Here is a 2366-nt window from a genome sequence, read left to right as displayed (position 1 = left end):
TACAACATTCGACAGAGATTGTGCGGATCTTTTTTATCGCCTCCCTGACGGAATCTCGTGGCCACTAATGTCGATTCTATCGTGGCCATCTACAACGATGTGTAACCCGTCCGCGCGCATTTGTGCCTTGACGCGCGAAAGTTCGCGGGTGATGTGCGCTTGGATGCGTTCGAGGATAAGGAGTTGGCGGAGTAAGGCGGTAGGACAGTTCATACGGGCACTCCTATATGCGAACATATGTTCTGTTTGAGAGTATACGCTGCTTGCCTTCTCCACGCAACGTGGCTTTTCGCCTCTGTAACATGTGCTACTCGTGGTAGCGCATGTTTTTCTTGCCAATTCTGTGTAAAGTGAGTTACAAAGAAGGTAAGGGAAGGAACTTCTGCATCCGACCTACGAGACGCTTGCTTATCTAGCGGAACATCTACACCAATTTACCTAGATTCGAAAAGACGTAGGGATGGCATTGAACTAGTTGGGAATACGATGTAAGGGAGAGATTATCGTGTTTAAGTCTCGAATTACCAAGGTTCTTGCTCCACTCTCAATGATGACTGTAGTAGCGTCTCCTCTTGTTGTTTTGGCGGCGACAAGTACACCACAAAATCTCTCAATTGCTCAGACCAGTAGTAACTATGTAATTGTCTATCGAGGCAATGTTTCCGGTCCTAATCAGATCGTAAATCCTTCAAAAGGGAATGCAGGATACGCAGACCCAAATGCTTTGAATGCGATGACTCAAAGTACAGAATTTTCATCTTTGGTTAGTGACTTTAGCCATGGGAAAATGATTATTATCTTCGGCAACGGCGACGGAAAACTTTCGGATCAACTCGTCCGCGATGCCTTCAATGCTCCAGGTCCCGTATCGACTCCGATTAATAAAACGATTAGTTCAACGACGAATGGAACCACGACAACCAGTCAATTGGAAACGATAGCAGTGGGTATTGCAAAGATCCCAGGGGAAGCTTCAGCTTCCGTGTTTACGGTTCGGTCTAATGGTACTCCATCGCAAACAGAAGTTGTAAATCAACTATTTCAAATGTACCAAGATGCGCTCAATGTAGCGCAAAAACAAAATGCAGTCTCAGCATCACCTAGCTCCATTTCGTCCCAGGTGAGCAATGCGGTCATTTCCACCAATTCCACACCAGGAGGGGGAGGTAACAACTGGAATTACACAGCCTCTGCTGATTATATCTATAATGGAAGCGAAATTGCTGGAAAGGTTGTTTATGGGTATACAGCAACTCGTGTTAGCACAAATGGGTCTAATAACTCCGAATGGGATGTCATAATGTCAGACCAGATTGAACCAGGGATGACTTATAGCCCAAGTGAAAATCCACCTTGGCAAGATTATGCTTTATATATGGCCGTCGGTATGACACTAGGAACCACGTATGGTGGTGAAGCCTTGAGCGCTTTCGAGCCTAATGTTGCCACTGGCTCCACTCAAACTTCGTGGACATACACGCTTGCCAAGGAGCCTAGTATTTCATTCTCTACTGGATCTTCTAGTAACAATGTCTCCTACCAAAATACTTCTAACCCTGGTGTTTACGGGGCGTGGCAATGGGATTGGAAGCCCGGAACGACCGACGCCACCTCATCTTATGATATTCAACCCGGCATTACCATGACGAATTCGTTCGGCAATTTTGTGTTTGATGACAACTACAAAGCAACATTTAGTGATAGACAAGCATCGTCTCTAACCCAAACGTCTGGGGATATTGCTGATACAGTTTCAATTCCAGACCTTCCATGACGTCTAATGGCAGCAGAAATTAGGCTGTCACCTTGTCAAAATTCTTTATTTATATCCCCCTGCCGCAGAGGTCAGGGGGTATGCTATTTCGAAGCCATGATGAAACAAAACACCAGATCATCAGCGTCTAATTGATGAATGGTGAGAGGAGGCGATGTGCCACGAACACCCCTAAACGTTTTTCTAACCATGACGAGGACGTACTTGAGTCATTAATGGGCATTGTACAACGCCAAGAAGCCAGTTTGATTCGTTTAGCATACGTGATTGTTAAAGATGCTCATATTGCTGAAGATTGTGTACAAGAAGCGCTGATAAAAGCGATAAAGAAATGTCATACATTTAAGGGTAAGAGCAGTTTATTTACGTGGCTAATATCAATACTGATTAACGAGTGCAAATCCCATAATCGAAGTCGCTGGAAGCGTGTATTGAAAATGTATGACATCGATCGGGATCACATTGAGGATCATTCAGAAAGTTTTGTCCAAAGAACATATATGAGTGATTGTCTGATGAAATTAGACAACAGGTATCGAACTGTGTTGTACCTTTTTTATTATGAGGATATGGATATAGCTACAATTTCGGA

At 44.2% G+C, this 2366-nt stretch carries 3 protein-coding genes; 2 read left to right on the top strand and 1 reads right to left on the bottom strand.

Translation table 11 applies throughout. The features are described from left to right. Positions 1-33 precede the first annotated feature (33 nt). Complete coding sequence (locus BLU70_RS14125) at positions 34-213, bottom strand: hypothetical protein (RefSeq protein ID WP_074693995.1); 180 nt, start codon at positions 211-213, stop codon at positions 34-36. Positions 214-505: 292 nt separating this feature from the next. Between BLU70_RS14125 and BLU70_RS14120 the strand changes: the two genes are divergently transcribed. Next, positions 506-1774 carry a hypothetical protein gene (locus tag BLU70_RS14120; protein WP_074693994.1) on the top strand — a complete coding sequence of 423 codons (1269 nt, stop codon included), beginning with the start codon at positions 506-508 and terminating at the stop codon, positions 1772-1774. A 215-nt stretch (positions 1775-1989) separates the two neighbouring features. Continuing rightward, positions 1990-2366, top strand: a 377-nt coding sequence (locus BLU70_RS14115; RefSeq protein WP_244885243.1) for a sigma-70 family RNA polymerase sigma factor, incomplete at its 3' end; no start/stop codon positions are given.

It is taken from the genome of Alicyclobacillus hesperidum, from assembly GCF_900107035.1.
GTDB lineage: Bacteria > Bacillota > Bacilli > Alicyclobacillales > Alicyclobacillaceae > Alicyclobacillus > Alicyclobacillus hesperidum.
The sequence above is the reverse complement of the archived record's forward strand: the minus strand, read 5'-3'. Positions and strand labels throughout refer to the sequence as shown.

Bases quoted from the DNA above. Each gene is read 5' to 3' on its own strand.
- BLU70_RS14125 (WP_074693995.1), bottom strand. From the start codon at position 213: ATGAACTGTCCTACCGCCTTACTCCGCCAACTCCTTATCCTCGAACGC.